Origin of the sequence: Pseudoalteromonas sp. TB41 (assembly GCF_000497975.1) — a bacterium.
In the GTDB taxonomy this organism is placed as follows: Bacteria; Pseudomonadota; Gammaproteobacteria; order Enterobacterales; family Alteromonadaceae; genus Pseudoalteromonas; species Pseudoalteromonas tetraodonis.
Window position 1 is genome coordinate 49,098 of record NZ_AUTH01000122.1, and the last position, 25,202, is coordinate 74,299.

Genomic DNA, 25,202 nt, shown 5'->3' on the forward strand with positions numbered 1-25,202 from the left:
AAAAATCAATAAGCATTTGTTTGTTTGGATGTTTATTGCGCAAGCGTTTAATAATAAGCGCTTGCGCCAGAAGTTTTACACGGCTTTACTCTTTATTTAACCACTGGTTGATCGTGTTATACATTTCATCTCGTAGTATTGGTTGCGCAGTTTTGTTAGGGTGTAAGTTATCGTTTTGCATTAGCTCGCTTTTGCCTGCTACTTTAAGTACAAAAAACGGCATTAAATACGAGCCTGTGGCTTTGCTAACACTGGCAAAGCTATCGGTGAACATTTTACTGTAACGTGGGCCATAGTTAGGTGGAATATAAATTTCCATTAGCGCGGTTTGTGCATCTATTACTTGGCTTTTTTCAATTAGAGCGGTCAAGTTGTCTTGCATTTTAGTAACTGGAAAACCGCGTAGACCGTCATTAGCGCCAAGCTCTATGAGCACATGAGTTGGTTGATATTGCTCAAGTAATGCATCAAGTCTGCGCAGGGCGCCACCAGTGGTTTCACCGCTAATACTGGCATTAACTAAATTGATATTACGTTGCTCGGCATCGTATTTATCTTGTAACAATTGCACCCAGCCTTGTTCTTGTTTTAAGCCATAGGCTGCGCTTAAACTGTCACCAAGTATTAAAATCGTGTTGTTAGCTGCCGCAGTAAGCGGGTTAATAACTAAAAATAAAATAAATACAAAACGTAGGATTGAATGAGTCATATGTCAGCGCTTTCTCAATTAAATATAATTCAAGTAAATGGTTTGTCTAAAGTTGTATCTACCCTTGAAGGTGAGTTGTCCATCCTCAGCGACATCAGCTTTAATGTCAAGCACGGTGAGTCTGTTGCTGTTGTTGGCACGTCGGGCTCAGGTAAATCCACTTTATTAAGTTTATTAGCAGGGCTTGATACGGCAAGCAGCGGCGAAGTAATGTTAGATGGGGAGCCGCTGCACGAATTAGACGAAGAAGCGCGGGCCGCACTCAGAGCTGCAAAAGTTGGCTTTGTATTTCAGTCTTTTATGTTGGTACAAAGTTTAACTGCACTTGAAAACGTGATGCTACCAGCAGAGCTTGCAGGTAAAGAAGACGCCAAAGAACAAGCGCTCGCTTTGCTTGAAAAAGTAGGCTTAAGCCATCGGGTTGATCATTACCCGTCGCAGTTATCTGGTGGTGAGCAGCAGCGTGTTGCGATTGCCCGTGCGTTTGTGGGTTCGCCAAAAATATTGTTTGCCGATGAGCCATCAGCTAACTTAGATAGCAAAAATGGCCATATGATTGAGTCGTTATTATTTGATTTAAATAAGCAAAACGGAACAACCCTCATTTTAGTCACTCACGATGAAGCCTTAGCGCAAAAATGTGAACGCATTATTCAAATAGAGGCGGGGGAGCTGGTACAAAATTCAACAGAGGAAATGGCAAATGTGGGCTAAATTAGCGCTTAAACTATTTTCTCGTGAGTTTCGCCGTGGTGAACTAACCGTAATAAGCGCAGCCATTGCACTGGCGGTATTAACCGTACTTACCTTATCTATGGTAACTGAGCGAATTGCACAAAGTATTGCGCAAAAAAGCAGTGCATTTATAGCAGCAGATCGTGTTCTTGCCAGCAATCACGCCATAGATACCGCCTTTATAACCAAAGCAGAACAACAAAACTTACAAACTGCACAAATGGTGTACTTTGACACTATGCTGTTTGCAAACGATCAAATGCAGTTTAGCTCGGTAAAGGCTGCATCAAACAGTTACCCGCTTAAAGGCCAATTGAAAGTTAAGTCGGGTTTGAATGCTCAAACTGAGGTTGCACCCGGTGCGCCAAGCCCTGGTAACGTATGGTTAAGTGAGTCAGTTTTTTATAGCTTAAACATAAACGTAGGCGACCAAGTTGAATTAGGTGCCGCGTTATTTAATGTTGAAAAGGTGATTGTAGAAGAACCCGATGCGCCATTTAATGTGTTCTCTAGTAGCCGTAGGGTGCTCATAAACATAGATGATGTGGCAAAAACCGAAGTAATACAGCCAGGCAGTCGTGTATTTTACCGCCAGTTATATGCAGGTGATGAAAACGACATCAATAGTTTTTACGATTGGTTAAAGCCGCAACTCAAAGAAAACCAAAACTGGTATGGTGTAAAAGACCGCCAGTCTCCTATTTCAAATAGCTTAAACAGAGCCGAAAGTTTTTTATTGTTAGCAGGTTTGCTGGGCATTATTTTAGCTGCAGTAGCCATTGCGGTGTCAGCTAAACGTTATTGTGAGCGCCAATACGACCCTGTCGCAATGATGAAAACTTTAGGCGGCAGCCGCGATATAATCCGCAAAATTTACCTTATGCACTTATTAATGGTGTGTACCATGGCGGTAGTTGTTGGCCTTGCTATTGGTTACGGCTTACAAGAAGTTGCAACTGGTTACCTTGCAAAAAGCATGGGAACCGAACTGCCTATGGCAGGGTTTAAACCGTGGTTAGTGGCCATTAGCACCGGGGTTATTTGTGCGGTTATGTTTTCTATTAAGCCATTGTTAGATTTATTTGATATTCCACCACTTAGAGTGCTTCGCCGTAATTTAGGCGATCGCCTTGCGGTAAGTAAAATCCATTTAGGACTTAGCGCCTTAACGGTATTTTTATTAATGTGGTTATTTAGTAACAATATTAAAATTACCCTTATTTTATTTGCCTCAACGCTTGCGCTTATTTTAGTGTTGTTTTTAATTTCTAAATTAATATTTGGCGGGGGCCGAAAGCTTGGCTTAAAGCCAGGTAACAGCTGGTCGTTGGCTATTGCGTCTATTCAAAAACGTGCCAACGTTAACGCGGTGCAGCTAATCAGTTTTTCGCTAGCGATTAAATTACTGTTGTTTTTAATTGTGCTAAAAAACGACATTATTTCGGATTGGCAGTCTCAGTTACCAAGCGATGCACCTAATGCCTTTTTGGTTAATATTACGCAAAATGAGCTGGATCCGGTAAATGAATACTTAGCGCAAAAAGGCATTCAAGTGTCGGAGTTTTACCCAACGATTCGTGGCCGCGTGAATGCAGTAAATGGCGAAGCAGTAGCACGTGAAGTGTCATTGCAAGACAACGAGAAAAAAGACGAAGAAGCCCGCTCAGGCATTGGCCGCGAGCTTAACTTAACTTGGCTTGACGAAGTCCCTTCACAAAATGACATTATCGATGGCCAGTGGTTTGGCGATGACGCAGTAGCTGAGGCCTCACTTGAAGAGTCGATGATGAAGCGCCTTGATGTGAAAATGGGCGATACCCTCACGTTTTTAATTGGTGCGCAGTCGTTCGACGCTAAAATTACCAGTGTACGTAAAGTTAATTGGGCCACGCTTAAACCTAACTTTTTCATTATTTTAAGCCCTGATGTGTTGAACAGCTTTCCGGCCACGTATATTTCATCAGTACGTATTGAGCCTGAGCAAAAGCGCGATTTTAGCCAGCTATTGCGAGCATACCCTACTATTACAGCGATTGATGTAGACAACTTTGTTAGACAAATTCAATCGACTATTGAGCAAGTGTCGTTAGCTATTGGCTTTGTACTGGCTATTGTGGTGTTGTGTGGCGCGTTGGTACTTATATCGCAGGTGCAAGCAAGCTTAGGTGAGCGGATGCAAGAAATTGTGATACTGCGTACTTTGGGCGCTAAAAGCCGATTAATCAAAAATGCCACCTTGTATGAGTTTTTATTACTGGGCGGTTTAGCCGGACTGGTGGCTGCATTTTTCAGCGATATTGCGTTATTGATTGTTCAGCAGCAAATGTTTGATTTAGCGGGTAAGCTGCATCCTAATATTTGGATTATAGGCCCCGCTGCTGGCGGCGTGTTTGTAGCTGGGTTAGGCTATTTTATGATTGCCCGTACGCTTAAACAAAATACCCAAGGCTTAGTACGCGCATTGGCGTAAACTTTCCAGCCAAATAGCGTTTAAATGCCTACTTTTTAAGTAGGCATTTTTGTTTTTGCTTTGTACTGGTAATTTATACAGTGCTCTGGCATTATTAGCACTATTAATAAATAACAATAATGAGAGTGCTGTTTGGCCATAATTTTAGGGATCGATCCGGGCTCGCGTTTAACGGGTTACGGTGTGGTTGCGCATCAAGGTGCCAAGTTTTCATACTTAGGCAGTGGCTGTATTAAATTAGCCGATCATGACTTTCCCACCCGACTTAAAATGATTTACCAGGGCATTACGCAACTTATAGAGCAATTTTCGCCTGAAACATTTGCTATAGAAAAAGTATTTATGGCGCATAACCCTGATTCTGCTTTAAAGCTAGGTCAAGCCCGTGGTGCTGCGATTGTCGGTGCCTCTATGGCCGACTTACCGGTTTTTGAATACTCAGCACGGCAAATAAAGCAAGCCGTTGTGGGTAACGGTGGGGCAGATAAATCGCAAGTTCAACATATGGTTAAAAACATACTTAAACTGCCAGGTACGCCGCAAGCCGATGCGGCGGATGCGCTTGCAATTGCAATTTGCCATGCCCACTCTGAACAAAATTTAATAAAACTAGCGGGTAGCGCAAGCAAAACCGTTAGAGGACGTCTAAGGAAATAACAATGATAGGTCGCTTAAACGGCGTGTTAGTTGAAAAACAGCCCCCAGAAATACTCTTAGAAGTGAGCGGCGTTGGCTACGAAGTACAAATGCCAATGACCTGTTTTTACGATTTGCCTAAAGTAGGCGACAACGCCATTGTGTACACTCATTTTGTAGTACGCGAAGACGCACAGTTATTGTTTGGCTTTAATAATAAAACCGAACGTGCGTTATTTAGAGAGCTGTTAAAAGCCAATGGAGTAGGGCCTAAATTAGGCTTAGCCATTTTGTCGGGCATGTCGGCGCAGCAGTTTGTAAGTTGTGTAAACAATGAAGATGCCACTGCCTTGGTTAAACTGCCAGGGGTGGGCAAAAAGACCGCAGAGCGCTTAGTGCTCGAAATGAAAGACAGATTAAAAAATTGGGGTAATGACTTATTTACCCCATTTAGCGATAGCGCCGTAATAGAGCCTGCGAGCGATGCAACTATAGCCAATAATGCGGCCGATGATGCGGTTTCGGCATTAGTGGCGCTCGGTTATAAATTGCCACAAGCGCAAAAAGCAGTAAAATCAGTAAGCAAACCCGATATGTCGACTGAAGTTCTAATTAAAGAATCTTTGAAATCAATGCTGTGAGTAAATTATGATCGAAGCTGATCGCTTAATAGATGCTGCTGAAAAAACCAACGAAGACACCATAGACCGTGCTATTAGGCCTAAGTTACTGGCCGACTATCGTGGTCAGCCGCATGTTAAGCAACAAATGGAAATATTTATTGAAGCTGCGCGCAGTCGTAGCGAAGCGTTGGATCACTTATTGATATTTGGCCCACCAGGCTTAGGTAAAACCACGCTTGCTAATATTGTGGCGAACGAATTAAACGTAAATATTAAAACCACGTCTGGGCCTGTGCTTGAAAAAGCGGGCGATTTAGCCGCATTGCTCACTAACCTTGAAGAAGGTGATGTACTGTTTATTGATGAAATTCACCGTTTGAGCCCGCAAGTTGAAGAAATACTCTACCCGGCAATGGAAGATTACCAGCTCGATATTATGATAGGTGAAGGCCCTGCAGCGCGTTCTATTAAGCTTGATTTACCCGCATTTACACTCATTGGTGCAACTACCCGTGCGGGATCATTAACTTCTCCACTGCGTGACCGTTTTGGTATTGTGCAGCGCTTAGAGTTTTACTCTGTGGAAGACTTATCGCATATTGTGGGGCGCTCAGCGCATTATCTTAGTTTAGAAATGTGTGACGATGGCGCGGCCGAAATAGCCAAACGTTCGCGCGGTACGCCACGTATTGCAAATCGTTTATTGCGCCGAGTGCGCGATTACACCCAAGTAAAGTCAGACGGTACGGTTAATGCTGAGGTGGCCCAACAAGCCCTCGACATGATTGACGTTGATAAAAGCGGTTTTGATTACATGGATCGTAAATATTTACTCGCCATCATCGAAAAGTTTATGGGTGGCCCTGTTGGCCTTGACAACTTAGCCGCGGCAATAGGCGAAGAGAAAGAAACCATAGAAGATGTGATTGAACCCTTTTTAATTCAACAAGGATTTATTCAGCGTACGCCGCGAGGGCGAATTGTCTCTGATAATGCGTACCACCATTTTGGCTTGTTACCTAAAAAGATTAAATAACCAGAATAACTAGACTCTTTCTAAAGCCACTGTCATTTTAACGACAGTGGCTTTTTAGTATAAGCAAAGGCTAAATTTAGACGTATTTTACTTTGCCAATAATTCACTGAGCGTTAAGACATATCAGGCTATTGTGCGCCTGCTGTAACGTTACTGAGGCCGAGTGTAGCTGATTTGACAAATTGCGGGCAAAAAAAAGCCCGCAAATAATGCGGGCAAACAACAAGTTTAAGGAAGTAATCTAGGGAACTACGTTTTACTTATTGAGGTCATACCCCAAGAAGTAAAAAAGTAATACGAAATAAATCATATTACGAAGAACTGGATTCAATGAAATAGCTTTCATTTAATGCGCTAGCTCGGTATGGGAGAATAATACCGAAGCGGCAGAATTTGTTCAAACTAGAAAATTTATATTTTCAGATTAAAAAAACTAATAGCAGGGGTTTTCTGTTTTTACTTAATGTTGCATGTTAATTAACCATTAATTCTATAAGTTAATGAAATGCTTTGTTTATGTATATTAACATATAAACGTTCGGTATTAGTTTTACTATTACGTTAAGGTAAGCGTGTAGTGTTTATGAGTGCTTATGCATTAATTTTGAATAAACAGCGTATTTTTGTGACTCTTTAGTGAAATTAAGCGGGCTTACAGATAGCTTTATTGTTATTTATTTATACAGTAAAACAAGAGTTAAGTAGTAAAACTATTTTTTTTAACGTTTTTTGTTGGCTATTCACAGCAATATCGTTGTCAGCAGGAAATACACTAGATACACTAGCTGAACTTTAATGGTGGCTAATGTGTTACAAAGTTACCTTACTCAAATAAATCAATTTGATGTTTTTAATTATTTAGGAGTTTAACGTGGGATCAGGGCTTAATTTTTTAGATCTAATTCTAGAAGCCAGTTTGCTTGTGCAATTAGTAATGCTAGCGTTGGTTGCTATGTCGGTTATGTCGTGGGCTATTATTTTTCAACGTAAAAAAGCCATCTCTGACGCCTTAGCAAATGCCAAAAAATTTGAGCAACGTTTTTGGTCTGGTGTTGACCTAAGTAAGTTATATAACGAAATTTCATCACGCGGTGGTCAATCAACGGGTATTGAAGCGTTATTCACCTCAGGTTTTAAAGAGTTTGCACGCCACAAAAAAAATACCTTTCAAAGTGCAGGCATTGTTATGGAAGGCACGCACCGTTCAATGCGGGTTGCGCTTTCTCGTGAAATAGAAAAACTAGAATCAAGCTTATCGTTTTTAGCAACCGTTGGGTCAATTAGCCCCTACATAGGTTTGTTTGGTACAGTATGGGGTATTATGAATGCCTTTATTGCCTTAGGTGAAGTAAAACAAGCAACCTTACAAATGGTTGCACCAGGTATAGCAGAAGCTTTGATTGCAACAGCAATGGGTTTATTTGCGGCTATTCCTGCCGTTATTGCCTATAACCGATTTGCTAATAAAGTTGAAAAGTTAGAATCTCATTACATTAACTTTATGGAAGAATTTGCCAATATTTTACACCGTCAAGCAGCTACCCAAATAGAGGCTCAAGCGAATGTACCAGCGTAAAAAGCGTCGCCCAGTCGCAGAAATTAATGTAGTACCATACATTGATGTAATGTTGGTGTTGCTTATTATATTTATGGCCACTGCGCCATTGATAACCCATGGCGTAAAAGTAGACCTACCAAAAATGGAAGAGTCAGACTTGGTTGATACCAAAGATACGCCGCCCATTATTGCCTCTATTGATTCGCAAGGTAAGTATTATGTAAGCATAGGTACTGATCCGGAAGAGCCAATGGAAGCATTAGATGTAGCCGCTGTAATTAAACTACAACTAATGAAAAACCCTGATACTCCAGTAATGATTAAAGGCTCAGGCAAAGTGTCGTATCAAGAAGTGTTACTGCTCATGGATTTTTTGAAAAATGCAGGTGTACCATCGGTAGGCTTAATGACCGAATCCTTTGAGGGGACCAAGTAGTCATATGAATACGTCGTTAATCAAATCAGTAATACTGCATTTAGCATTAGGGGGATTTTTGTATGCATCAGCAAACATTCATCCACCTAAACCTAAAGTAATGGAAGTGACGCTTAATGCCGCCATTCCTGAGCCAGAAAATGCGGTGTCTGCTGTGACCGTGGATCAACAGCAGGTTGAGCAAAAAATTGCTGAGTTACGCAAAAAAGAAGAAGATAAAAAGCGCGCTGAAGATAAACGCATTCGTGATTTAGAGCGCCGCGCAGCAGACGCACGTAAGCAAAGTGAATCTGAAGCAAGACGCATTAAAAAGCTAGAGCAGCAGCGCAAAGCTAAAGAGAAAGAAAGAGCTGAAGCCGAAGCTCAAGCTAAAAAAGCCCGCGAAATAGAACAACGTGAGCGAGCAAAGGCCAAACAAGCGCAAAAGCAAAAGCAAGAGGCTGAAGATGCTGCTAAAGCGGCTGCCGACAAACGCAAAGCCGAAGAAGCCGCGCTTAAAAAAGCGGAAGAAGAGCGTAAAAAACGTGCTGAAGAAGCTGAGCGTAAACGTCAGCAAGCATTGCAAGAACAAATACTGCAAGAGCAACTTGCCAAAGAGCAGGCTGCTCGTAATAAAATACGTCAACAGCAAGTAGTGAGTGAAGTTGATAAATACCGTGCATTAATTATGGCGCGTATTCAGCAAAACTTATTAATTGATGAAAAAATGAAAAACCAGCAATGCCGCATTAATCTCCGTCTTGGGTTTAATGGCTTGGTTACGCAGGTTAAGTCGTTAGGCGGTGATAAGTTAGTGTGTGAAGCTGCTTTAAGAGCGGTTCGCATGGCTGACACATTACCGGTATCGAAAGATAAAGACGTATTCGAACAATTAAAGAATATTAATATAACCATCGCGCCAGAGTTTTAAGGGATGACATGTTTAACAAAATTAAAATAGCCTGTTTAGTTTTAATATTAGGGTTTCAGGGCGTTGCACACGCGGCACTTGAAATTGTTATTACTGAAGGTATAGACGGTGCAAGACCGATTGCGATTGTGCCTTTTAAATACCAAGGTATTGGCCCTATTCCAGAGCAGCTTAGCGATGTTATTGCTGCTGATTTAATGCGCAGTGGTAAATTTAAGCCAGTTAGTGTTTCACAAATGCCTCAACAACCACATAAAGACGGCGATATTGATTACGGCGCTTGGGTTAATAAAGGCGTTGAAGCGGTTTTAGTGGGTGAAGTAGAACAGCAAACCAACGGACGTTACTTAGTACGTTATGAGCTTGTTGATGTTATTCGCGGCCAAATTACTGGCGGTGAAACACAAATGATGAGCAACGGTAAGCTTGTTCAAAGCCAAGACCATATTTTAGAAGCACGTCAAAGCGTAATTGGTGAAACTGGATTTCGTCGATACTCGCACCGCATTAGTGATGTTATTTATGAAAAGCTAACTGGCGAAAAAGGCGCGTTTTTAACAAAAATAGCCTATGTTATTGTACGTGATACCGAAGAAAAGCCTTATCAGTTAGTGGTTGCTGATTACGATGGTTTTAATGAACAAGTATTATTGCGTTCAAAAGAGCCATTAATGTCACCGGTTTGGTCACCTGACGGTACTAAGTTAGCGTATGTAACCTTTGAAAATCGCCAGAGCCAAATTTACATTCAAGACATTTATACGGGTAAACGCGAATTGATCACCAGCTACAAGGGAATTAACGGCGCGCCGCAGTTCTCGCCAGATGGTAAAAAGTTACTGCTAGTGCTGTCAAAAGATAAAACTGGTGCAACTGAGGTTTACTTATTAGACTTACTAACACGTAAAGAGACGCGATTAACACGCCATCGTAGTATAGATACCGAACCTTCGTGGTACCCAAATGGTGAAGATATAGTATTTACGTCGGAAAGGGGTGGTAATGCTCAGATTTATAAGTTAAATTTAAAAACTGGCAGAACGCAAAGATTAACCTTTGACGGTGACATGAACCTAGCGGGTTCTATTTCGCCAGACGGAAAAGAATTAGTGATGGTAAACCGTACTAACGGACAGTATCATCTTGCTAAGAAAGAGTTGGCTACAGGTGCGTTTCAAGTTTTAACACGAACTCGCCTTGACGAATCACCGAGCATAGCGCCGAATGGCTCGATGATTATATACAGCACGCTCCACAATAATAAACAGGTACTTGCGCTAGTATCGATGGACGGCCGTTTTAAAGCACGTTTACCTGTGCTTGATGGACAAGTAAAGGCACCGGCTTGGTCGCCATATTTACAGTAATAATTGCTGGTTTACTCAAAATAGGAATCTACTCAATGCAACTTAACAAAATACTTAAAGGCCTGCTAATTGCTGTGCCAGTAATGACACTAGCAGCTTGTAGCTCATCTTCAGATATCGACGAAAATGCAGCTAACCAGTCAAACCAAGCAACTGTTGAGCAAACAACAACGGATACAGTTGAAGTAGCCACAATGACGCCAGAGCAACAAGCAGAAGAGCAACTTCGTCAAAAGTACGAAGCGCTTCGTCAAGAGCAAATTATCTACTTTGACTTTGATAAAGCGACAGTTGAAAGCAAATATGCAGACTTACTTCGTGCACACGCTGAGTTTTTAGTTAAAAATCCTTCTGTTAAAGTATTAATTGAAGGCCACGCAGATGAGCGCGGTACGCCAGAGTACAACATTGCACTTGGTGAGCACCGTGGACAAGCAGTTGAAAAATACCTACAAAGCTTAGGTGTTTCTGCAAGCCAAATGTCAGTAGTTAGCTACGGCGAAGAAAAGCCAATGGTTAAGACTCGCACAGAAGCAGCTTTCGCTAAAAACCGCCGTGCGGTACTAGTTTACTAAGATAAGAGATATTATGAAGCCGAAAATTATTTTGGCAGCCATGATATTGAGCGGGAGCACCCAGTTAATGGCTGCTCCCGCTCCTGTTTCAGAAGCTGCAAGTTCACAGTCAAGCATTGAAAAGCGTTTAGCAACACTTGAAAGTATGATGCAACAGCGTAATTTTTTACAAGTAGAGTTACAGCAACAGCTCAATTTACTGCAAGATGAAGTTAGTCAAATACGCGGAGTAACTGAAGAGCAAAGCTATAAGCTTGAAAAAGTACTCCAGCGTCAACGCGAGCTTTATCAAGAAATTGAGAACCGTGTTAGCCAAGCGTATGCAAAGCCGACCGTTCCAGCGCCTACAACAGACTACACACAGCCAAGTAATGAGCAGAGCTACAGCAGCGATTTATCTGAAAACGAAGCGTACGAACGTGCTGTTGCGCTTATAATGAAAGATAAACGCTACGACCAAGCTATTCCAGAATTTCAAGCGTTCTTAACAACGTATCCAAATTCAGTGTACACCTCAAACGCACATTATTGGCTGGGACAACTATTAACGATTAAAAATGACGGTGTAAAAGCAGCCGAGCACTTTAAAGTAGTTGTTAACGAATTTCCAAATTCAAATAAACGCCCAGATGCGATGTTAAAGCTTGGTACACTTTTACAAGAGCAAGGTTTGAAGGCAGAAGCACAAAAAATACTGAATGAGCTTATCAATCAGTACCCAAGTACAACTGCTGCTAAATTAGCCACAGATCGCTTATCAAAATAAATGTTGATGCTTGATTAGACTGCTTTTTGTCATAAGCGGTCTAAAATTGCTCAACTAGACATAAAAACTTAAAAAAAGAGACAATTTCGGTTGCACTCATTTTATAAATAAGTATTATAAGCGCCCGCAGCAAACGAATGGTAACCCCACTCGAAATGCGACAAAAAGAGCGGGTCATTAGCTCAGTTGGTAGAGCAGTGGACTTTTAATCCATTGGTCGATGGTTCAAGTCCATCATGACCCACCATTCTTTTTATATTAGAATGGTCCAATCGGCGGATTTACGCGTACTTACTTTTTATAAGTAAACCAGAGCGGGTCATTAGCTCAGTTGGTAGAGCAGTGGACTTTTAATCCATTGGTCGATGGTTCAAGTCCATCATGACCCACCATTCTCTATTGAATGGTTATAATCGGCGGATTTACGCGTACTTACTTTTATAAGTAAATCAGAGCGGGTCATTAGCTCAGTTGGTAGAGCAGTGGACTTTTAATCCATTGGTCGATGGTTCAAGTCCATCATGACCCACCATTCTCTATTGAATGGTTATAATCGGCGGATTTACGCAGCCTTACTTTTTATAAGTAAACCAGAGCGGGTCATTAGCTCAGTTGGGTGAACAAGAACCGAAACGAAGTTTCGCAGTCTTATGAACGCGAGTCAGGACGACGAGCCGGTCCCAAGCTTCAGGATGAATTAATGGCAGTTAGACACAGAGCGGGTCATTAGCTCAGTTGGTAGAGCAGTGGACTTTTAATCCATTGGTCGATGGTTCAAGTCCATCATGACCCACCATTCTCTATTGAATGGTTATAATCGGCGGATTTACGCAGCCTTACTTTTTATAAGTAAACCAGAGCGGGTCATTAGCTCAGTTGGTAGAGCAGTGGACTTTTAATCCATTGGTCGATGGTTCAAGTCCATCATGACCCACCACTTCTAGTACACTTTCTTAGACATGAAATATTTCCTACTATCTCCCTAATCTTTATTTATAAACTGCCTTGTTAGATTGCTATTATTTAGTGTTAGTTTCTCGTATAATTTGCACTATTAATTACACTGTAAATAAAGTGGACGAGAACAATGAGTTTAGCTCAAACTATTATGCCAGAAGGCTATATCTTTCCTCCTAAGCCAGCTCCGTTAACACAAGATGAAAAAGGCGAATATAAAGCGCGAATAAAGCAGTTACTGCAAGAAAAAAACGCGGTGCTTGTTGCTCATTATTACACTGATCCTGAAATTCAAGCACTCGCTGAAGAAACAGGCGGTTGTGTAGCCGATTCTCTAGAAATGGCACGCTTTGGCGCTAGACACGAAGCCGACATGATCATTGTCGCGGGCGTACGTTTTATGGGTGAAACCGCTAAAATTTTAACCCCCAATAAAACTGTGGTGATGCCAACACTTGAAGCGACTTGTTCATTAGATATTGGTTGCCCTGTGGATGAGTTTTCAGCATTTTGTGATCAACACCCAGACCGTAAAGTGGTGGTATACGCTAACACCTCTACCGCGGTTAAAGCGCGTGCTGATTGGATAGTTACCTCATCGTGTGCACTTGAAATAGTAGAGCACTTAGATGAGCAAGGTGAAAAAATTATTTGGGGCCCAGATAAGCATTTAGGCAGCTATATTCAAAAGAATACCGGTGCCGATATGATCATGTGGAACGGCGCATGTATCGTACATGACGAATTTAAAACCAAAGCCTTAAAAGACATGAAGGCATTGTACCCAGATGCGGGCGTACTTGTGCACCCAGAATCACCGGCTGAAATTGTTGAATTAGCCGATGCAGTTGGCTCTACTAGCCAGCTAATTAAAGCCGCTCAAACAATGAGCAATAAAAAGTTTATTGTAGCCACCGATCGCGGTATTTTTTATAAAATGCAGCAACTATGCCCAGAGAAAGAGTTTTTCGAAGCTCCAACGGCCGGTAGCGGCGCTACGTGTAAAACTTGCGCTCACTGCCCATGGATGGCAATGAATGGCTTACAAGCGATTGAGGAAGCACTGATTGATGCCAGCGGCAAAGAAGTATTTGTTGATATGGACTTACGCGAAGGCGCACTTAGATCGTTAAATCGCATGCTTGATTTTACAGCCAATATGGCAAAATAATAAATGGCAATATAACGCATTAGATAAAGGCGATACTCAGGTATCGCCTTTTTTATTTGCTTATGAGTAGTTAGTTTGATTATTGAGCAGTTAAAAGCGTGATGTTAAAAAGGCCTTGCACCAAGCAAGTGTATTTCATACTATAGCGCGCTGTTGCAATGCAACATTGTGGAGAGATGGCTGAGTGGCTGAAGGCGCACGCCTGGAAAGTGTGTTTAGGTTAATCCCTAACGAGGGTTCGAATCCCTCTCTCTCCACCATTATTCTATATTAGGACGTCTCAGGACGTCCTTTTTTGTGCCTGCAATAAAGTTAAATCAATAGCTTAGCGTCTCATCACGTCCCATCTTGTTTCACCCAAGCTCAAAGCTTTAGTATCCAATATGGTATTCCTCTAATAAACTGCCATAATAAGGAATACTAAATTAAATTGGAGTTAATTTGTTATGGCCAGATCTACAAAGCAACTTACTGACACAGCACTAAAAAAAGCAAAAACTGAAGGTAAAGATATAATTTTATCCGATGGTAACGGCCTACAAGTAAAAGTTAGAAAGAGTGGCTCTAAGCTCTGGAACTTCAACTACTACCATCCAATTACAAAAAAGCGTGTCAACATGGGGCTAGGTAAGTACCCCGATGTATCTATTGTAAATGCCAGAAAGCTAGCGCAACAAGCCAGAGAACTAGTTGCTTTAGGGAATGATCCAAAAGAGCATAGAGATGAAACCTTAGCTTTTAAACGGGCTCAAGAAGAGTTAACACTAAATAAAGTAGCTTTAGAGTGGTTTGAGGTTAAAAAGCCTGATTTTACGCAAGCTCATGGCGAAGATATTTGGCGCTCGTTAAATAACCATATACTGCCGGTTATTGGTAAATATCCAATTGGCAAAATTAACGCACCACAAGTCATAAAAATTTTAAGGCCCATAGAGGCTAAAGGTACTTTAGAAACAGTTAAGCGTTTGAGCCAAAGATTAAACCAAGTTATGACCTACGCAGTTAATAGTGGTTATATTCAAGCTAATCCGCTTGCTGGAATAAAAGAAACATTTAAAAAGCCACAAAAGCAAAACATGCCTTCGTTAAAACCAGAAGAGCTGCCTGAATTGATGCAAACGCTTGCAACGGCATCAATTAAACGTGTAACTCGTTTTTTGATTGAATGGCAGTTGCATACCCTTACCCGCCCTGGAGAAGCTGCCGGTACGCGTTGGGATGAAATTGATTTTGAGAATAAACTTTGGGTTATCCCAGCTGAACGTATGAAAAAGCGCAGAGAGCATGCCATTCCTCTATCAAATCAAGCTTTAGAGTTATTAGAATCAATAAAACCAATTTCAGGGCACAGAGACTTTGTTTTTCCGTCAGATAGAAACCCGAGAAATCATATCAATAATGAAACAGCTAATATGGCTCTAAAACGCATGGGTTTTGAGGGGCGGTTAGTAAGCCATGGCTTGCGATCGCTTGGTAGCACCACGTTAAATGAGCATGAGTTTAATCCAGATATAATAGAAGCCGCACTGGCACATGTAGATAAAAACCAAGTTCGCTCTGCTTATAATAGAGCTGAATACATAGAAAAACGTAGAGAGCTAATGAATTGGTGGAGCGACCATATAGGCAAAGCATCCCAAGGATCTTTATCTATATCAGGTACCGGGTGTCTGTCAAAGGTAGTTTAGTGTTTTATTTTTACAGTTAGTACCATATAAGAATTGATGTTTATGGAATCGTATAGCCTTATTTTATTTTGTATCTGTATTATCTTTTATGGTTTGCAGATATTTATTACTCATCAAAAGCAAAAAAATGAATTTAGACAGTATCAATTAGACCAAGAAGAAAAAGAATTACATTTAACGAGATTAAATGAGTTAGAAATTGAGCTTCGAACTCTAATTGATAAATTAGCGCAGAGTGAAGGAAGTATTCTGTTGTTGAGAGAGGAGTGCAATTTTAAAATAATATACAGAGCATCAAACAAAATACTTTTAGATTTCCAATATGATTTATCTCAAAATGAATTTTTAATTATATCGATTTTTCTAAAAAACTATCGTTATTACCAAGATCGTTTTGTAACTAAAGCTTGGCTGCTAGATAAAATGAGAGAAATTATACTCGATAGGTATAGTGGAACTAGACGCTGTCCTTTAGGGGAATATATCGAAAATTAAGAGGTCTGCTGCAGTACTGTGTTGTGAGCAAAGAAAGCTTTTTTAATACAAATCATTCAGTCACTGGGTGAGGCAATGAGCTGGTTAGAAAGGGAGTTAAGTTGGGATGTGTCTGCAACAGAGCTTAGACACTTAACCGGTAGAATAGGGGAACTGTACGTCACACTTATAACTAATGGGCGTATGGCAACTGAGGCTAACCAGGCAGGGTACGATGTTGTATCAAGTAGTGGCGCGCGAATATCAGTCAAAACAACAGGTAGAATGCATAAAGGTGGCCATATAAGCTTTAATACTAATACACTAGACTTGGTCGATCGTATAATTATTTTAAGAATCAATACAGATGAGATGCAAGTTGAAACTTTATTAGATGCGCCCGTTGAAGAAGCTAAAAAATTAATGAGTGATGCAGTATCGGGAAAAAGCTGTATAACAATGAGCAAGTTAATAAATCAACCTACTGAGCCACGTATATTATTAAATGTAAAGGAAGCAACATGGAATAACTACAAATTGGTGGAGCTAGAAAACGGTACTATTGAAGTGCTTTTAAATGACGAGCTTGTAACACCAAGTAAGCCTTACTTACGTGATATTGCTAAAGAGTTAGGGGTTTCAATTTTAAATGGCAACGGAAATCCATTTAATACACGGCAGTTGGGTTCTGTGTTGATTAAAGAGTTATTAAATTAAAGCTATTGTTATTTATACGCAGTAGTCTACAGGCAAGAAATAAGACCTCTAATCCACTGAGCTCAAACAAGTTTCATTAACTATGTAATTTATGTATTATGCAGATTCCTCATACAAAAGGAACGTTGATGAAGAATGTACTACTAATAGTTACCGGTGCAAGCCCGCAGGTATTAACCGAAACTCTTTTTGCGCTTTATCAGCAGGGTAAGCCTATGCCTGAAGAGATTTTTGTTATTACCACAAAAAGCACCAAGGCTATGCTCACCGATGGATTATTTAAGCAGGGCTATTTAGCTAAACTAATAGCAGACTATAAACTTCCCAACATTAAACTCCCCGATGAAAACATATGGCTTATAGAAGACGATAATGGCCAACCTATTAATGATGCTAAATCTGAAATAGAACAGACCTACATGGCCGACTTTATTACACGTAAAGTATTTGAACTCACCAATAAGAACGATATCAGCATTCATGCATCTATTGCGGGTGGCCGTAAAACAATGGCGTTTTATTTAGGCTATGCCATGTCGTTGTTAGGGCGCGAGCAAGACTCACTTAGTCATGTATTTGTTAATGATGAATTTGAATTTGTCAGAGATTTTTACTACCCAACTCCCCACGACCATATTATTGACGGTAAAAACGGCACTCAAGTTAATTGTATAAATGCAAAGGTAACCCTTGCCGAAATTCCATTTGTGCGAATGCGCCAATCTATCGACGAAACACTCATTGCCAACATGCAAAGTGCATCATTTAGCCAAACAGTAGCAAGCTTAAACTCAGCGCATAAAAAAGATTTAACCTTAGAGGTAAACGCAAAAGCAAAAACACTCACCTTTGCGGGTGTCGAAATTAAACTTACCGCAAAAGAAACCGCCTTTTATTTATGGTTAAACCAATACAGCCAAAGTGAACATAAAAAGCTAGTGGTGAGTCGTGATTTTGAAGAGTCTTTGCGTTACAGCAAAGAATATCTCATGCATTTACAGCAAAATAGCAGTGATTTACGTATATTCCGTGATACGTTTGGCATAGAGCCCGAAGATTTTAGAGACGGTTTACACAGTAATTTAAAAGTAATGGAAAAAACCTTTGTGCAACAAACGCGCAGCCGCATAAACAATAAAATAAATAAGGTGTTACCAAACGAGCTTGCTAAAAAAGTAGCGATTGACTCTAATAACCAAAGCTTTGAAACAAGCTACTGGTTAAGTGCAGTAACACACAATATAAAAATAAATATAACGGCTTAATATTCGCAAGCTTGCAAACGCATAAAAATAATAACGCATGCTAAATTAGTTGATAAGGAATTAATCAGGAATGAAGCAGTCAATGAACTTTGAACACATTCAATCTAAGTGGCCAGAGCTACACCAGTTAGCCGCTTTTGCAGAAGACTATGCGATTAGCGATCCACAAAGCTCATTGGTTAAGCTGCGTTGTTTTGCCGAAAAAGTAGTAGGTTACTTATATAAAGAACTTAGTTTACCTGTTTTACCCACTTCTAACATTTTTGATAAACTTACCGCCGACGACTTTACCAGTGCCGTACCGCGTTTAATTACCGATAAACTTCACGCCATTCGTAAAAGTGGTAATCAAGCAGCCCACGAAGGCAAAGTTGATCAACAACAAGCTATTTGGATATTAAAAGAAAGCTACTTTGTAGCCTCGTACTTATTTATGGCGTATGCCAATGGCACGCAACAAGAGTGCCCAGAGTTTAAAGCGCCTGAGCAAACACAGCCGACTAACCAAAGTGATGCCGAGTTTGCAAAAAAGAACAAGCAACTCACCAAGCAGCTAGCCGAAAATCAGGCCCGTTTAAAACGCGCACTTGACGAACTAGAAGCCGCAGAGCTTGCACAAAAACAAGCACAGCAGCAAGCAGCAAAACTAAAACAAACTATTGATTCTGAAAAGCTGGCTCAGGTTAAAACCCGCAATGAGCAAATTGTTAACTCTAGTTTTAACTTTAACGAAGACGAAACCCGTAAACGCATTATCGATTTAGATTTACGTAATGCTGGTTGGCACGTTGCACTTGACGACGAATCAACAGAAGACGTTGGCAAAGAAGTAAAAGTAACAGATCAACCTACAACAACAGGCGTAGGTTATGTTGATTATGTATTATGGGATGACGACGGTAAACCACTTGCGGTAATAGAGGCAAAACGCACTCGCGAAAATATCGAAAAAGGCCGCCAGCAAGCAACGCTTTATGCAAATGCGCTCGAAAAGCAATATGGCCAACGCCCTATTATTTTTTATTCAAACGGCTGGGATATAAAAATACTCGACGACACGCAAGGCTATAATAGCCGTGGTTTATACGGTTACTACTCAAAAGATTCTCTACAGTACTTAATAAAGCAGCGCACACTTAAAAAAGACTTAAATAAAACGCCGATAGACACTGCTGTGGCAGGGCGTTTGTATCAAATGGAAACCATAACCCGAGTGTGTGAGCGTTTTAGTGATAAACACCGCAAAGCGCTTATAGTTCAAGCAACCGGCACAGGTAAAACACGCGTATCGATTGCCCTTGCCAAACGGCTGCTCGATGCAGGTTGGGCTAAGCGCGTACTATTTTTATGTGACCGAAAAGAACTACGCAAACAAGCGGGTAACGCCTTTACCGAATTCACCAAAGAGCCAGTACATATTGTTGGTAAAAGCGCTAAAAACACAGCAGCCAGCGCGCGGGTGTTTATAGCAACGTACCCAGGTATGCTACGCATAATGAACAAGTACGACGTAGGCTATTTTGACCTAATAGTTGCCGACGAATCGCACCGTTCAATTTACAATATATATGGTGATATTTTTAAGTACTTTGATGCACTCGAGGTAGGCTTAACCGCCACTCCGGTTGAAATGGTATCGCGCTCAACGTGTGATTTGTTTGGTTGCGATTACAAACTACCCACAGCCAACTACCCACTTGAAGACGCCATAGAGCAAGGCAACTTAGTTCCTTACAAAATTGTAAGTTACACCACACAGTTTTTGCGCGAAGGCATTAAAAAAGACAACCTAACCGATGAGCAAATAGCCCAATTAGAAGACCAAGGCATCGACCCTAACGAGCTTGACTTCGACGCAAAACAAATAGACGAAGCCATTAAAAATAAAGACACCAACAGGCTCATACTGCGTAACTTAATGGAGAAAGGTCTGCGCGATAAAGACGGCCAACTACCCGGTAAAACAATTATATTCGCCCGTAACATAGCCCACGCCGAATTAATGGCGCAGCTGTTTAGCGAGCTTTACCCGCAGCATGGTGCTAATTTTTGCCGCGTTATTCACTCAAAGTACGAACGCGCTGAAGAGCTAATAGACGACTTTAAATCAAGCGACGAAAACAGTATGCGTATAGCTGTATCGGTCGATATGCTCGACACCGGCATAGACGTACCAGAATGTGTAAACCTTGTATTTGCCAAACCCATAAAATCAAAAGTAAAATTTTGGCAAATGATTGGCCGTGGCACACGCTTATGCGAAAACCTATACGGCCCAGGTCAGCACAAAACTCACTTTTTAATATTCGATCACTGGGCAAACTTTGAATACTTTGACGAAAACCCAGAAGAAGACGACGTAAAACAAGCAAAATCGTTACTGCAAAAACTATTTGAAACGCGGGTAACCCTTGCACAAACGGCCCTCAAAAAAGCAAATATGGATGTGTTTGATCACACCATTAAATTAATTCACGACGATATTTGCCTACTGCCAATGGAATCAATATCGGTGCGCGAGAACTGGCTAGTGGTCGAAACCTATAAGGATTTTAAACGTCTTAATCAATTTGCACCGCAAACGGTAAGCGATCTGCTTGAAAAAGTAGCGCCACTTATGCAATGGCGTAACATAATGGGGCAAAGTGAAGCGTATAAGTTTGATTTAGAGCTAACCACTATCCAAACACTAATATTTACCGATGCAAACCAAATTGATTTAGCTAAACAAAGTGTAATGAACAAGGTTGAATCGCTTCAAATGCACCTAAACGAAGTGCGTAGCAAAGCACCTGCCATAGCAGAAATACAAACACAGCAGTATTGGCAGTATTTAACCCATGCAGCGCTTGAGCAAAGCCGCATTAATTTACGCAGTATTATTCACCTGCGTAATAAAAGCGTGAAGCCACCAACAAGTGATTTTGTGCTTGATATAACTGAAGACGAAAATCAAATTAAAGAAGCCGACAGGCTTACAAAAATAGTCTCTATTGATTATCAAATATACCGCCAAGAGGTTGAAAAAACACTCACCCCATTATTTGAAACCGACAGCGTACTTAAAAAAATCCGCAATGGCGAACAAGTATCCGAGGCCGATTTAGCGCAATTAAGCTCGTTAGTGCATACGCAAAACCCAAGTGTAGATTTAAATACATTAAAAGAGTTTTTTCCCGAATCAACCGCGACGCTCGACAAAATATTGCGTACCATAGTCGGTATGGACAAAAACGCCATAGAGCAGAGCTTTACTACCTTTGTGCAGCAAATACACACCCATGTAAATGCTAAACAACAGCGCTTTATTGGTATGCTTAAAAATCACCTAATTCGCCATGGCGCTATTGAAATAGCCCAGCTTTATGATGCACCCTTTACACAAATACACGACATGGGGCTCGATGGTGTTTTTAGCCAGCAACAAGCTGACGTAATAGAGCAATTTATTAAGCAGTTTGACGTAAAACTTGGCAGCAAAGCTCAAAGCGTTGAAAAGCAAATACACCTTTAATTTTATAAGCGCGTAATTTACTCCGCACTTAAACAGCACTAACTAGGATACACATTAATGATAACCGGACCTTTAAAAAGTAAAATAGATAAGCTATGGGAAGAATTTTGGACAGGCGGCATCACTAACCCGCTTACCGTAGTAGAGCAAATTACTTTTTTAATGTACGCCCGTATGCTCGACATGAACGAGCAAGCCGATGAAAAACGAAGTGCACGTACTAAGCAGCCGTTTAACCGCCGCTTTAACGACGATGAGCAACATATTCGTTGGCAAAACCTGCGCCATTTAGGCGCAGAAGAGCTATACAAACTGGTTAAAGATGAACTGTTTCCGTACTTTTCAAAAACCTCAGGCGATGTTTCGCCAGAAGGCGCGATATTTAATGAGTTTATGAAAGACGCGCAATTGATGATTCAAAAGCAAAGCCTATTGGTAAAAGCGGTTGAAATGGTAAACGACCTGCCGCTTGAAAACTCAGACACCAAAGGCGATTTATACGAATACTTGCTTAGCAAACTCACCACCGCAGGCATAAACGGCCAATTTAGAACGCCGCGCCACATTATACGCGCCATGGTTGAAATGATGGACCCAGATGTAACCAGCCAAATATGTGACCCATCAACCGGCACCGGTGGCTTTTTATCGGTAAGTTACGAATACCTATTGCAAAAATACACATCAACCGAGGGCATCGACCGCGAGCCCGTGCTTGATGTAGATGGCAACGTACAATGTGATGATAGCGGCAAACCGCTTGCAAACTTACTTTACTCAGGCGATTTAATAACCCCAGAGCAGCGCAGCCACATAGATGCTCACATGTTCAACGGCTTTGATTTTGACGCTACCATGCTACGCGTAGCTGCCATGAACTTAGTAATGCACGGTATTAAACAACCGGGCATTCATTATCAAGATACCCTAAGCCAAAACTTTAAAGAGCACTACCCGCAAAAGGCCAAAGAAGGCTTTGACATAATACTCGCCAACCCGCCATTTAAAGGCAGCCTAGACGAAGAAGACGTATGCCCCGAGTTATTACGCAAAGTAAAAACTAAAAAAACCGAGCTGCTCTTTGTTGCCCTTATAGAGCGCATGTTAAAAATAGGCGGACAGTCAGCCACTATTGTACCTGATGGCGTATTATTTGGCTCATCAAAAGCGCACGTACAACTGCGTCAAATGCTGGTGGATAACAACCAGCTAGAAGCGGTAATTTCATTGCCAAGCGGCGTGTTTAAACCCTACGCCGGTGTATCAACCGCCATACTCATATTTACCAAAGGTGGCAGCACCGATCATGTATGGTTTTACGACGTACAAGCCGATGGTTTTAGCTTGGACGACAAACGCACGCCAATAAAAGCTAATGACTTACCAAGCCTAATTAGCGAATTTAAAGCCCGTGATAAAGCACAGGCGACTTGTGATAGCAACGATAAAACCCAGAAAGCCTTTTGGGTAAGTAAAGATGACATAGCCAGCAATAAATACGACCTGTCAATCAACCGCTATAAAGAAGTGGTATACGAAGAAGAAACGTACGATGCGCCAAAAGAGATTTTAGGTAAATTAGTGAGCTTAGAAAATGAGATACTGGCTGATTTAAAAGAGCTGGAGGGGATGCTGTGAGTTGGCCTTTAGCTAAATTTAAGGATGTTGCTCAAATTGTTACTGGCTCGACTCCAAAAAAAGTTGATGGTAACTATAACGGTACAGTGCCTTTTGTGACACCAGGAGATTTAGGCTCTAACGCCCTGATATCGAATGCGAAAGTAACCGTTACAGAGAAAGGTGCTAAGTCAGGTAGGCTCTTACCCAAAGGTACAGTAATGGTGTGTTGTATTGGTGCAACTATAGGGAAAGTAGGAATAGCTGAGCGCGATGTAATTTCAAATCAACAAATCAATAGTTTAATTTTTGATGAATTGCAGGTTTATCCTAAATATGGCTATTACTTTTGTTTAACTATTAAGCCTTTATTGTTGAATCGCTCAAGCTCTACAACAATGCCTATCGTAAATAAGAGTAATTTTTCAGAGTTTGAAATCCCATTACCACCACTGGACGAACAAAAACGAATTGCCGCGATTTTAGATAAAGCTGACGCCATCCGCCGCAAACGCCAACAAGCCATCCAACTCGCCGATGACTTCCTGCGCAGCGTATTCCTAGATATGTTTGGTGATCCAGTAACTTGGAATAAAAATGATATTGCCAAAGGCTGGACTGTCAAGCCTATAGAAGAGATCTCACTATTAAAAAGAGGTTATGATTTACCCAAGCAAAGTAGGCTTGAAGGTAATATTCCAATATATGCAGCAAATGGAATTACGGGTACTCATAATGAATTCAAGGTTAAAGGACCAGGAGTTATTACGGGTAGAAGTGGAACTATTGGTAAAGTTATTTATTCAGAAAATGATTTTTGGCCATTAAATACAGCTCTTTATGTTACTAACTTTTATGGAAATAATCCTAAATACATAGAATGGTATTTAAGATTTTTAAACTTAGAGAGGTATGTTCAGGGTGCTGGTGTGCCAACTTTAAATCGAAATTTATTTTTGAAAGAGGTTTCTGCTGTTCCTCCTAAGGCTGAGCAGGATCGGTTTGAAGTCATTTGTAAGTTGGTGAGTCAATTAATATTTAAAAATTTAGATTTTAATAAAAAAGAGCTTTTCAACTCACTAAGCCAAAAAGCCTTTGCGGGCGAACTATAACGCTATTTATAAAAATAAGAACAAGGAAGTTAGATGAGTCAAAGAGAATTAAATAAAAACATAATCAACGTAGAGCTTTTAAAACAAGCTGTTTACTTCACGCGTAAGGATAAATAATAAATGCAGGGACAAATAAAACGCATGAACGAAGTGGGCTATACGGTATTTTTAACACCCACGCCATTACTTAGCTACGAGGAGTTGGTATTAAAAAGCTTAGGATCAAACACCTACCGTGGCTTTCATCGTAAAAATAATAATTGCTTAGGCGCATCACATACCTTTAGAGATGTGCTAACTAAAAAGAAAGATTATTTAATACGCGAGCTCAATAATCTCACTTCTGAAAAACAGTTAAATACGCTTGCAAACGAGTTATGTAGTGAGCTAAAAAGTGAACTGAGTAAAAATATTAAACCTTTGCAATTGCAGTCGTTTAATAAAGTGCGAAAGCCCATTGATATTGTATTTGAGCACTTTATTGCAATGGGGGAAGATTTCGCACCAGCAAGAAAAACCGCCACACCATGGCTATTTTTACCCCTTGATAGCCAAATTTTTCAGTCTGAATTTATATTTACCGCCCAAGAAGCGAAGGCTTTAGGCATCAAGCGCCGCTTTACATATAAAGACATACAAACAGCGCAGCACTACGCAGATATACAAAACTTTTTAAAAGATAAAGCGACAAAAATAAGTTTAAACCACCGTATTTATTTTGATTTGGTTTGGAATAAGCGCTTTGAAAGCAACGGCACCAACTTATTTTTAACCAACCCAAGCAAAAATAGGTAAACATTTAGTTACTTAAAAATAGTAACTACAAAATATTAAAATTTTAATTATAAAGTAAGAAATACCCGCAT

21 protein-coding genes and 6 tRNA genes are annotated in these 25,202 nt (G+C 40.7%); 26 read left to right on the forward strand and 1 reads right to left on the reverse strand.

All coding sequences use genetic code 11. The annotated features are described in order from the left end of the window. Window positions 1-85 precede the first annotated feature (85 nt). Window positions 86-709 carry an arylesterase gene (locus tag L641_RS0121870; protein ID WP_024601157.1) on the reverse strand — a complete coding sequence of 208 codons (624 nt, stop codon included), beginning with the start codon at window positions 707-709 and terminating at the stop codon, window positions 86-88. Here L641_RS0121870 and L641_RS0121875 point away from each other — a divergent pair, their 5' ends adjacent. From L641_RS0121875 to L641_RS0122005, 26 genes are all read left to right on the forward strand, one after another. Beyond that, window positions 710-1,423, forward strand: coding sequence for an ATP-binding cassette domain-containing protein (locus L641_RS0121875; RefSeq protein WP_008114127.1), 714 nt, complete (start codon window positions 710-712; stop codon window positions 1,421-1,423). Further along, the gene (locus tag L641_RS0121880) at window positions 1,413-3,914 is read left to right on the forward strand and encodes an FtsX-like permease family protein (protein ID WP_024601156.1); all 2,502 of its coding nucleotides are present in this window, start codon (window positions 1,413-1,415) and stop codon (window positions 3,912-3,914) included. Before L641_RS0121875 ends, L641_RS0121880 begins: the two co-directional genes overlap by 11 nt. A gap of 132 nt (window positions 3,915-4,046) precedes the next feature. After that, window positions 4,047-4,571 carry a crossover junction endodeoxyribonuclease RuvC gene (gene ruvC / locus L641_RS0121885; protein ID WP_024601155.1) on the forward strand — a complete coding sequence of 175 codons (525 nt, stop codon included), beginning with the start codon at window positions 4,047-4,049 and terminating at the stop codon, window positions 4,569-4,571. A 2-nt stretch (window positions 4,572-4,573) separates the two neighbouring features. Beyond that, window positions 4,574-5,191 (forward strand): Holliday junction branch migration protein RuvA, encoded by a 618-nt coding sequence (gene ruvA, locus L641_RS0121890; RefSeq protein WP_008114133.1) that lies wholly within the window; start codon window positions 4,574-4,576, stop codon window positions 5,189-5,191. A gap of 7 nt (window positions 5,192-5,198) precedes the next feature. Continuing rightward, the gene (gene ruvB / locus L641_RS0121895) at window positions 5,199-6,209 is read left to right on the forward strand and encodes a Holliday junction branch migration DNA helicase RuvB (protein WP_024601154.1); all 1,011 of its coding nucleotides are present in this window, start codon (window positions 5,199-5,201) and stop codon (window positions 6,207-6,209) included. An 871-nt stretch (window positions 6,210-7,080) separates the two neighbouring features. Then, entirely contained in the window at window positions 7,081-7,785 is a 705-nt protein-coding gene (gene tolQ, locus L641_RS0121900) for a protein TolQ (RefSeq protein WP_016899821.1), read from the forward strand. Beyond that, window positions 7,772-8,203, forward strand: a complete 432-nt coding sequence (gene tolR / locus L641_RS0121905) for a protein TolR (RefSeq protein ID WP_016899822.1) — start codon at window positions 7,772-7,774, stop codon at window positions 8,201-8,203. Before tolQ ends, tolR begins: the two co-directional genes overlap by 14 nt. A gap of 4 nt (window positions 8,204-8,207) precedes the next feature. Next, the gene (gene tolA, locus L641_RS0121910; RefSeq protein ID WP_024601153.1) at window positions 8,208-9,113 is read left to right on the forward strand and encodes a cell envelope integrity protein TolA; all 906 of its coding nucleotides are present in this window, start codon (window positions 8,208-8,210) and stop codon (window positions 9,111-9,113) included. An 8-nt stretch (window positions 9,114-9,121) separates the two neighbouring features. Continuing rightward, window positions 9,122-10,480, forward strand: a complete 1,359-nt coding sequence (tolB, locus tag L641_RS0121915) for a Tol-Pal system beta propeller repeat protein TolB (RefSeq protein WP_013464640.1) — start codon at window positions 9,122-9,124, stop codon at window positions 10,478-10,480. A gap of 35 nt (window positions 10,481-10,515) precedes the next feature. After that, window positions 10,516-11,055 carry a peptidoglycan-associated lipoprotein Pal gene (gene pal / locus L641_RS0121920; RefSeq protein WP_013464641.1) on the forward strand — a complete coding sequence of 180 codons (540 nt, stop codon included), beginning with the start codon at window positions 10,516-10,518 and terminating at the stop codon, window positions 11,053-11,055. 13 nt (window positions 11,056-11,068) lie between these two features. Beyond that, window positions 11,069-11,821 carry a tol-pal system protein YbgF gene (ybgF, locus tag L641_RS0121925; RefSeq protein WP_024601152.1) on the forward strand — a complete coding sequence of 251 codons (753 nt, stop codon included), beginning with the start codon at window positions 11,069-11,071 and terminating at the stop codon, window positions 11,819-11,821. A gap of 171 nt (window positions 11,822-11,992) precedes the next feature. Beyond that, window positions 11,993-12,068 (forward strand) — tRNA-Lys (locus L641_RS0121930). 69 nt (window positions 12,069-12,137) lie between these two features. After that, a tRNA-Lys gene (locus L641_RS0121935) sits at window positions 12,138-12,213 on the forward strand. Between the two features lie 64 nt (window positions 12,214-12,277). Beyond that, window positions 12,278-12,353 (forward strand) — tRNA-Lys (locus L641_RS0121940). Window positions 12,354-12,541: 188 nt separating this feature from the next. After that, window positions 12,542-12,617: transfer RNA gene (locus L641_RS0121945), tRNA-Lys, on the forward strand. Window positions 12,618-12,682: 65 nt separating this feature from the next. Continuing rightward, window positions 12,683-12,758, forward strand: a tRNA-Lys gene (locus L641_RS0121950). Between the two features lie 150 nt (window positions 12,759-12,908). After that, window positions 12,909-13,949, forward strand: a complete 1,041-nt coding sequence (gene nadA, locus L641_RS0121955) for a quinolinate synthase NadA (RefSeq protein ID WP_024603132.1) — start codon at window positions 12,909-12,911, stop codon at window positions 13,947-13,949. 170 nt (window positions 13,950-14,119) lie between these two features. After that, window positions 14,120-14,209 (forward strand) — tRNA-Ser (locus tag L641_RS0121960). Between the two features lie 186 nt (window positions 14,210-14,395). After that, entirely contained in the window at window positions 14,396-15,637 is a 1,242-nt protein-coding gene (locus L641_RS0121965; RefSeq protein WP_024603133.1) for an integrase domain-containing protein, read from the forward strand. Window positions 15,638-15,679: 42 nt separating this feature from the next. Next, window positions 15,680-16,132 (forward strand): hypothetical protein, encoded by a 453-nt coding sequence (locus L641_RS0121970; protein WP_042849457.1) that lies wholly within the window; start codon window positions 15,680-15,682, stop codon window positions 16,130-16,132. 75 nt (window positions 16,133-16,207) lie between these two features. Then, window positions 16,208-16,828 carry a hypothetical protein gene (locus L641_RS0121975; RefSeq protein ID WP_051385890.1) on the forward strand — a complete coding sequence of 207 codons (621 nt, stop codon included), beginning with the start codon at window positions 16,208-16,210 and terminating at the stop codon, window positions 16,826-16,828. Between the two features lie 128 nt (window positions 16,829-16,956). Next, the gene (csm6, locus tag L641_RS0121980; protein WP_024603136.1) at window positions 16,957-18,093 is read left to right on the forward strand and encodes a CRISPR-associated ring nuclease Csm6; all 1,137 of its coding nucleotides are present in this window, start codon (window positions 16,957-16,959) and stop codon (window positions 18,091-18,093) included. 70 nt (window positions 18,094-18,163) lie between these two features. Continuing rightward, window positions 18,164-21,607 (forward strand): DEAD/DEAH box helicase family protein, encoded by a 3,444-nt coding sequence (locus tag L641_RS0121985; protein ID WP_024603137.1) that lies wholly within the window; start codon window positions 18,164-18,166, stop codon window positions 21,605-21,607. Between the two features lie 57 nt (window positions 21,608-21,664). Beyond that, entirely contained in the window at window positions 21,665-23,245 is a 1,581-nt protein-coding gene (locus L641_RS0121990; RefSeq protein ID WP_024603138.1) for a class I SAM-dependent DNA methyltransferase, read from the forward strand. Next, window positions 23,242-24,336, forward strand: coding sequence for a restriction endonuclease subunit S (locus tag L641_RS22695; RefSeq protein ID WP_024603139.1), 1,095 nt, complete (start codon window positions 23,242-23,244; stop codon window positions 24,334-24,336). Before L641_RS0121990 ends, L641_RS22695 begins: the two co-directional genes overlap by 4 nt. A 120-nt stretch (window positions 24,337-24,456) precedes the next feature. Next, window positions 24,457-25,131 (forward strand): hypothetical protein, encoded by a 675-nt coding sequence (locus L641_RS0122005; RefSeq protein WP_024603140.1) that lies wholly within the window; start codon window positions 24,457-24,459, stop codon window positions 25,129-25,131. Window positions 25,132-25,202: the final 71 nt, after the last annotated feature.